The sequence below is a fragment of the Martelella sp. UBA3392 genome, assembly GCF_002358775.1.
GTDB classification, from domain to species: Bacteria; Pseudomonadota; Alphaproteobacteria; order Rhizobiales; family Rhizobiaceae; genus Martelella; species Martelella mediterranea.
Genome location: NZ_DEPM01000031.1, coordinates 7,151 through 13,445, shown reverse-complemented (window position 1 = coordinate 13,445; position 6,295 = coordinate 7,151). Strand labels below are relative to the sequence as shown.

The following is a 6,295-nucleotide window of genomic DNA, read 5'->3' as shown; positions in this document are numbered from 1 at the left end:
CAAGAACAACAGAGTTGATGACGCGGAGAATGAGGAGAGTGCGGAGGACCAAGCCAACGAGTGGTTTCGCCGGCCATGCCCGAAGGAGAAGCCTGCCGTAGTCCGGAAAGCATGCGATCTTCAACGCCCGCACACGCCTCAGCTATGGGCGAAAATGTCGGTTTCTTCCCAGCCGAGAAGGTCGAGCTTCGCCCTTGTGGGCAGGAACTCGAAACAGGCGCTGGCAAGCTCCATCCGGCCATCGCGGATCAGCCGTTCCATCAGCTTGTCGCGCAGGCGATGCAGATAGAGAACGTCGGAGGCGGCATATTGCAACTGCGCCTCGGTCAGTTCCTCGGCAGCCCAGTCGGAGGATTGCTGCGCCTTGGAAACGTCGATGTCGAGCATTTCCTTGAGATTGTCCTTGAGCCCGTGCCGGTCGGTATAGGTCCGGGTCAGGCGCGAGGCGATCTTGGTGCAGAACACATTGGCCGTGGTGACGCCGAAGGTGTGATAGAGCACGGCGATATCGAAGCGGCCGAAATGGAAGATCTTCTGTCGGTCCGGATCGGCGAGCATGGCGACAAGGTTCGGCGCCTCCGTCTGCCCCGGCGCGATCTGGATCAGGTCGGCGCTGCCGTCGCCCGGCGAAATCTGCACCACGCACAGCCGGTCGCGGCGCGGAATAAGGCCCAACGTCTCGCTGTCGATCGCAATCGCGCCGGTATAACGCGCCGCCTGTTCTGCCGGAATATCCTGTTTGTGCACGCGGATCATATCGCGCATCTCCATCGCCTGTCTTGTCGTCATGAACCGGGTTCATAGCGGATTGGCCCGCGCGACGATACCCAAAAACACCGGCCCGGCCGAGATCCTCCCCATGCTGCTGCGCGCGCAGGGGTGTTGTGCAATCCCGGCCAAGCGGCTATCGCATGAGGCAAGCCCGGCGGAGACATTCCGCTTCCTTCAGCGTAACCGGAAAGGACGGCCATGAGTCTGTTGAAACCCGTCCGCGCATTGTGGCAGCGCCATCGTGCGCTTTCCATCGCCTTTATCGGGGCCCTGCTTCTGACGCTGGCCCTCGCGCTCAAGACCGTGCTTGCGGTCTATTACTGGCACAGCCCTCGCGATCTGGAGCTGAAGAGCTGGATGACGCTTGGTCATGTGGCGATGGTGAACGATATCCCCGTCCACGAACTCGCCGAGGCGCTCGGCCTCGATCCGGAACACAGCCGCCGCCTGCCGCTCTGGCGGATCACGCGCGAGCGCGGCGAGACGCTGGAGGAACTGGAAGAACAGATCGCCGAAGCCCTCGACGAGCACGAACGGGCCGGCGACGATGAATGAACAGTTTCTGGCGCTGGTGCCGGTCTACGGCATTCCGGTCATGGCGCTCATCGTGTTTCTGGCCTGCCTCGGCATACCGATGCCCGCCGCCGTGATCATGCTGTTCGGCGGGTCGCTGGCCGCATCGGGCGACTTGCCGATGCTGCCGACCATCCTCGCCTGCCTTGCCGCCGCCTGCACCTCCGACCAGATCGGCTACTGGGTCGGGCGCAAGGGCGGCGCGAAATATCTGGCGCGGTTTGCCGCGCGCGGCCCCAAGCGCCAGCGCCTGGTGGACCGCGCCCAGGACTATCTCGAACGGCGCGGCGTTTTCGCCATCTTTTTCACGCGCTGGCTGCTGGCCCAGATCAGCCCCTATATCAACCCGGTGGCGGGCGCTGCCGGCATGCGCTGGCGCGCCTTTACCATCGCCGCCATCTGCGGCCAGACCGTCTGGGTGTCGACCTATAACCTGCTCGGCTTCATGTTCTCCCGCAACATCATCGCCGTCGCGCACGTCGCCGGCAACGCCACCGGCTTTCTCGCCGCCGGCGTGATTTCGCTTGCGCTGTTCTGGTATATCACCCGCGTCCTGCACTTCTCTCTCAAGAAGCGAAGGCGCAAGCGTTACCTGAAGCCGCGCGGTCGGCGAAGCCGCAACTGAGGTTCATCAAACCGCAGCAAAAACGTCATCGGATTGTTATCTGGCGGGACTATCGCGGAAGCGCACTAACCCTTCCCGACGCTCTTTCAAAGAGGTTCCCATGCGCGCCCGTCTCGCACTACTCGCCGCCGCCACCTGCCTTGCAGGTGCTGCCAATGCCGCAACCATCTATCCGCTCGATCGCGCCACCGTGCTGTCGTCCTCGCCGTTCGACTTCAAGGTCGAACTCGACGCGGTCTATGACGCCGGCGATATCGACGTCACCGTCAATGGCAAGCCCTATGCCGAAGTCTTCGGCCAGGAAGCCGAATTCGTCACCGATGAAAAGGGCAAGAATGACGAGAGCCTCGGCTCGGCCCTGATCCTGCGCGATCTGGCGCTTGCCGACGCCGGCGACTACACCGTTGCCGTCAAGGCCGGCGACGAGGAAAAGACCGTCACCTGGACCGTCTATGACACGCCTGAAATGCCGAAGGCCAAGAACATCATCTTCTTCGTCGCCGATGGCATGTCCATGGGTCACCGCACCGCCGCCCGCATCATGTCCAAGGGCATGACCGAGGGCAAGGCCGACGGCCGTCTCCACATGGACGACCTCGACAATATGGCCACGATCGGCACCTCCTCGACCCATTCGATCGCGACCGATTCCGCCAACACCATGTCGGCCTACATGACCGGCCACAAGACCCGCGTGAACGCGCTCGGCGTCTATGCCGACCGCACGCCGGACAGCCTTGACGACCCGAAGGTCGAAACCATCGCCGAGGCGCTGCGCCGCCAGACCGGCAAGTCGATCGGCGTCGTTTCCACCGCCGAAATCGAAGACGCCACGCCGGCCGCCGTCGTCGCCCATACCCGCCTTCGCGGCGACAAGGCCGAGATCGTCGGCATGTTCTACGACGTCCAGCCGGAAGTCGTCCTCGGCGGCGGTTCCGCCTACTTCCTGAAGTCCGATGTCGCCGGTTCCAAGCGCAAGGACGACAATGACTACATCGCCATGTTCGAAGAGGCCGGCTACACCGTCGTCACCTCCGCCGACGAACTGGCATCCGCCGAGAAGCCGGCAGACGGCAAGCTGCTCGGCCTGTTCCACACCGGCAACATGGATTCCACGCTCGACCGCGAATTCCTGAAGAAGGGCAGCGTCGACAAGTTCCCGAGCCAGCCCGGCCTCGTGGACATGACCACGGCCGCGATCGACCAGCTTTCGAAGAACCCGGAAGGCTTCTTCCTGATGGTTGAAGCCGCCAATGTCGACAAGATGTCGCATCCGCTCGACTGGGACCGCGCCGCCGTTGACATGATCGAGTTCGACCAGGCCATCGGCGCCGCGATGGAATGGATGAAGTCCAACCCGGACACGCTGATCGTCGTCACCGGCGACCACACCCACGGCGTCTCGGTGATCGGCACGATCGACGACGAGGTCCAGGCCGACGAAATGCGCAACAAGGTCATGACCTATGACGACGCCGGTTTCCCGAACTATACGGACGAAAACGGCGACGGCTATCCGGACCAGATCGACGTTTCGCGTCGCCTCGCCATGTTCGCCAACAACTTCCCCGACTATTACGAGACCTTCCGCCCGAAGATGGACGGTCCGTTCGAGCCGGCCGTGAAGGACGAGAACGGCCGCTACGTCGCCAACGAAGCCTACAAGGATGTCCCCGGGGCGGTTCTGCGCACCGGCAACCTGCCCTATGACGCCTCGACCGGCGTTCACGCCGTCGATGATGTCCTGCTGCAGGCCACCGGCCCCGGCGCCGACGGCTTCAAGGGCTATATGGAACAGTCCGACGTCTACGGCGTGCTGGCCGACACCTTCGCTCTCGGTTCCAGCCAGAAGCAGTAAGCTTCTTTTCCAAGTCGGGACCGGGCGGCTTTCGCCCGGTCCTCTCCTGCCAGGAGATCTGATCCGATGACCGCTCTGCCCCTTTCCCGCCGTAGCCTGCTTGCCGCCTTCGGCGCGCTCGGCCTCGGCCTTGCCGTCCGTCCGGCCTTCGCCGCCGACGGACTGTCCTTTGACGATCTTTACGGCTCCTTCAGCCCGCTCGGCCTCAAATTCTCCGACAAGGTGAAGCAACTGACGGGAAAGAAGGTCTCGATCCGCGGCTTCATGGCCCCGCCGCTGAAGGCGGAGGCGAAATTCTTCGTGCTGTCGGAAATCCCGATGGCGCTCTGCCCGTTCTGCTCCTCGGATGCCGACTGGCCGGACAATATCATGGTCGTCTATCTCGACCGCAAGCAGACCTTCACCCAGCCCAACCAGATGATCGAGGTGACCGGCACGCTCGAGCGCGGCTCCTGGGTGGACCCCGAGACCGGCTTCGTCAGCCAGCTGCGCCTGCGCGGCGCGCGTTATAGCAAGGTCTGAAACGACATACCCGAAAGGCCAGTCACGATGCTGCCTCTCTCGCTCAACGATATCGCCGTCACCTTTCCGGGCCTCGACAGTCCGGTGCTGACAATCCCGAAGCTCGATATCGCCGCCGGTGAGCGGGTCGCGATCACCGGCCCCTCGGGTTCCGGCAAAAGCACCTTCGTCAACATCATCACCGGGCTGGAGCGGCTCACCCATGGCAGCGCCCGCTGGGGCGAGACCGATCTTTCCGCGCTGTCGGAAAGCCGGCGCGACCGGTTTCGCGGCGAGAATATCGGCCTGATCATGCAGGATTTCCATCTGTTTCCGGCCCTTTCTGCGCTCGACAACGTGCTGCTGCCGGCAAGGCTTGCCCGCGCCGCCGGAAGCGAGCGCATAAAGCGCGCGCACGACCTGCTCGAGCGCGTCGGCCTTTCCCGTCACGACCAGAAGACCGGCACGATGTCGCGCGGCGAAATGCAGCGCGTGGCCGTTGCCCGCGCGCTGTTGCGCGAGCCCGGCATCATCGTCGCCGACGAGCCGACGGCAAGCCTCGACGCCGCATCTGGCGAGACTGTCGGGAGCCTGCTGCTGGAGCTTTCCGAGGACGCCACGCTGATCGTCGTTTCCCATGACCAGCGGCTGATCGCGCCGCTGACGCGCGAGATATCGTTGCTTGCCGGCGTCATCGCCAGCGACGAGAAGAGAGGCTGACCCCATGTTCCGTTTCATCCTCGCAGACATCAAACGTCTTTGGGCCGGCTCCATCGTCATCGTCATTCTGATCATGCTGGCAACCGCGCTCGGCGTCGCCGTGACGCTGGAAGAGCGGGCGCTGAGGCTTGGCAGCGCCCGGGCCTCGGAGAAATTCGATCTGGTGATCGGCGCGCCCGGCAGCGAAACCCAGCTCGTGCTCTCCTCGGTCTTCCTGCAGGCCGCCGACCTGCCGCTGATGGACGGCGACATCCTGCCCGACCTTCAGGCGGACCCCCGCGTGGCCTGGGCCGCGCCCATAGGCTTCGGCGATTCCTATGAAGGCTACCCGATCGTCGGCACAACATCAGAGCTGATCGAAAACACGACGCCCGGCTTTTCCCAAGGCGGCAATTTCAACCATCTGGGCGAGGCGGTGATCGGCTCGGCGGTCGATCTTTCGATCGGCGACACGATCAAGCCGATGCACGGCACGGTCGAAACCGGCGGCCACACCCATGACGAACTCGCCTATACCGTCACCGGCAGGGCCGACCCCACCGGCACGCCATGGGACCGCGCCATTTTCGTGCCGATCGAGGCGGTCTGGAAAATCCACGGCATGGAAGCGCACGAGGCCGACGACCATGATCACGAGGCGGCCGGCCATGATCATGACGATCAGGCGGACGACCACGAACACGAGCATGACCATGAGGCGGCCGGCCCGGAGCATGACCATGAATCCGAACATGCGGATGCGGACCATGACGAACACGCCACCCACGATGATCACGACGAGGCGGGGCATGAAGAGGACCATCATCATATCGACCCCGCAGCACCTGTTGACGAGCACTGGCATGAAGGCGAAACGCCCGGCCTGCCCGCGATCCTGGTGAAGCCGAAATCGATCGCCGATGCCTATAAGCTGCGGCAGGACTACAGGGGCGACCAGACGCTCGCCGTTTTCCCGGCGGAGGTGCTGACCAAACTCTACGCCACGCTCGGCGATGCCAAACAGGTGCTGACCGCGATTGCGGCGGGCGCGCAGGTGCTGGTTGCCGTGGCGCTGATGCTCGTCACCGTCATTCATGTGTCCCAGCGCCGGCGCGAGATCGGGGCATTGCGCGCTTTCGGCGCGCCGCGCGGCGCGGTGTTCACGATCGTATGGAGCGAATTGTTCCTGCTGGTCGCGATCGGCATCGCGCTCGGCTACGCGGCGGGCCTTGCGGCGGCGCTTGCGATCGCGCGATCGATCACGGCGG

General features: G+C 64.0%; 7 protein-coding genes. 6 read left to right on the top strand and 1 reads right to left on the bottom strand.

What is annotated here, in order from left to right; translation table 11 throughout:
- Positions 1 to 138 precede the first annotated feature (138 nt).
- Positions 139 to 765 (bottom strand): ribonuclease D, encoded by a 627-nt coding sequence (locus B4E36_RS02695; protein ID WP_292051640.1) that lies wholly within the window; start codon positions 763 to 765, stop codon positions 139 to 141.
- A 204-nt stretch (positions 766 to 969) separates the two neighbouring features.
- On the opposite strand from B4E36_RS02695, the gene B4E36_RS02690 reads away from it, so the two are divergent.
- From B4E36_RS02690 to B4E36_RS02665, 6 genes are all read left to right on the top strand, one after another.
- Positions 970 to 1,326 carry a hypothetical protein gene (locus tag B4E36_RS02690; RefSeq protein WP_292051571.1) on the top strand — a complete coding sequence of 119 codons (357 nt, stop codon included), beginning with the start codon at positions 970 to 972 and terminating at the stop codon, positions 1,324 to 1,326.
- Positions 1,319 to 1,969, top strand: a complete 651-nt coding sequence (locus B4E36_RS02685; protein ID WP_292051572.1) for a DedA family protein — start codon at positions 1,319 to 1,321, stop codon at positions 1,967 to 1,969. Before B4E36_RS02690 ends, B4E36_RS02685 begins: the two co-directional genes overlap by 8 nt.
- A gap of 100 nt (positions 1,970 to 2,069) precedes the next feature.
- The gene (locus tag B4E36_RS02680; RefSeq protein ID WP_292051575.1) at positions 2,070 to 3,827 is read left to right on the top strand and encodes an alkaline phosphatase; all 1,758 of its coding nucleotides are present in this window, start codon (positions 2,070 to 2,072) and stop codon (positions 3,825 to 3,827) included.
- A 66-nt stretch (positions 3,828 to 3,893) separates the two neighbouring features.
- A complete protein-coding gene (locus B4E36_RS02675) occupies positions 3,894 to 4,349 on the top strand; it encodes a hypothetical protein (protein WP_292051577.1) in 456 nt (151 codons plus the stop codon).
- Between the two features lie 27 nt (positions 4,350 to 4,376).
- Positions 4,377 to 5,048, top strand: coding sequence for an ABC transporter ATP-binding protein (locus B4E36_RS02670; protein WP_292051579.1), 672 nt, complete (start codon positions 4,377 to 4,379; stop codon positions 5,046 to 5,048).
- Positions 5,049 to 5,052: 4 nt separating this feature from the next.
- Positions 5,053 to 6,295: FtsX-like permease family protein (locus tag B4E36_RS02665; RefSeq protein ID WP_345899946.1), on the top strand; the 1,243-nt coding region annotated here is incomplete at its 3' end.

Coding starts and splice junctions, on each gene's coding strand:
- B4E36_RS02695 (WP_292051640.1), bottom strand. CDS start 765: ATGCGCGATATGATCCGCGTGCACAAACAGGATATTCCGGCAGAACAG.
- B4E36_RS02690 (WP_292051571.1), top strand. CDS start 970: ATGAGTCTGTTGAAACCCGTCCGCGCATTGTGGCAGCGCCATCGTGCG.
- B4E36_RS02685 (WP_292051572.1), top strand. CDS start 1,319: ATGAATGAACAGTTTCTGGCGCTGGTGCCGGTCTACGGCATTCCGGTC.
- B4E36_RS02680 (WP_292051575.1), top strand. CDS start 2,070: ATGCGCGCCCGTCTCGCACTACTCGCCGCCGCCACCTGCCTTGCAGGT.
- B4E36_RS02675 (WP_292051577.1), top strand. CDS start 3,894: ATGACCGCTCTGCCCCTTTCCCGCCGTAGCCTGCTTGCCGCCTTCGGC.
- B4E36_RS02670 (WP_292051579.1), top strand. CDS start 4,377: ATGCTGCCTCTCTCGCTCAACGATATCGCCGTCACCTTTCCGGGCCTC.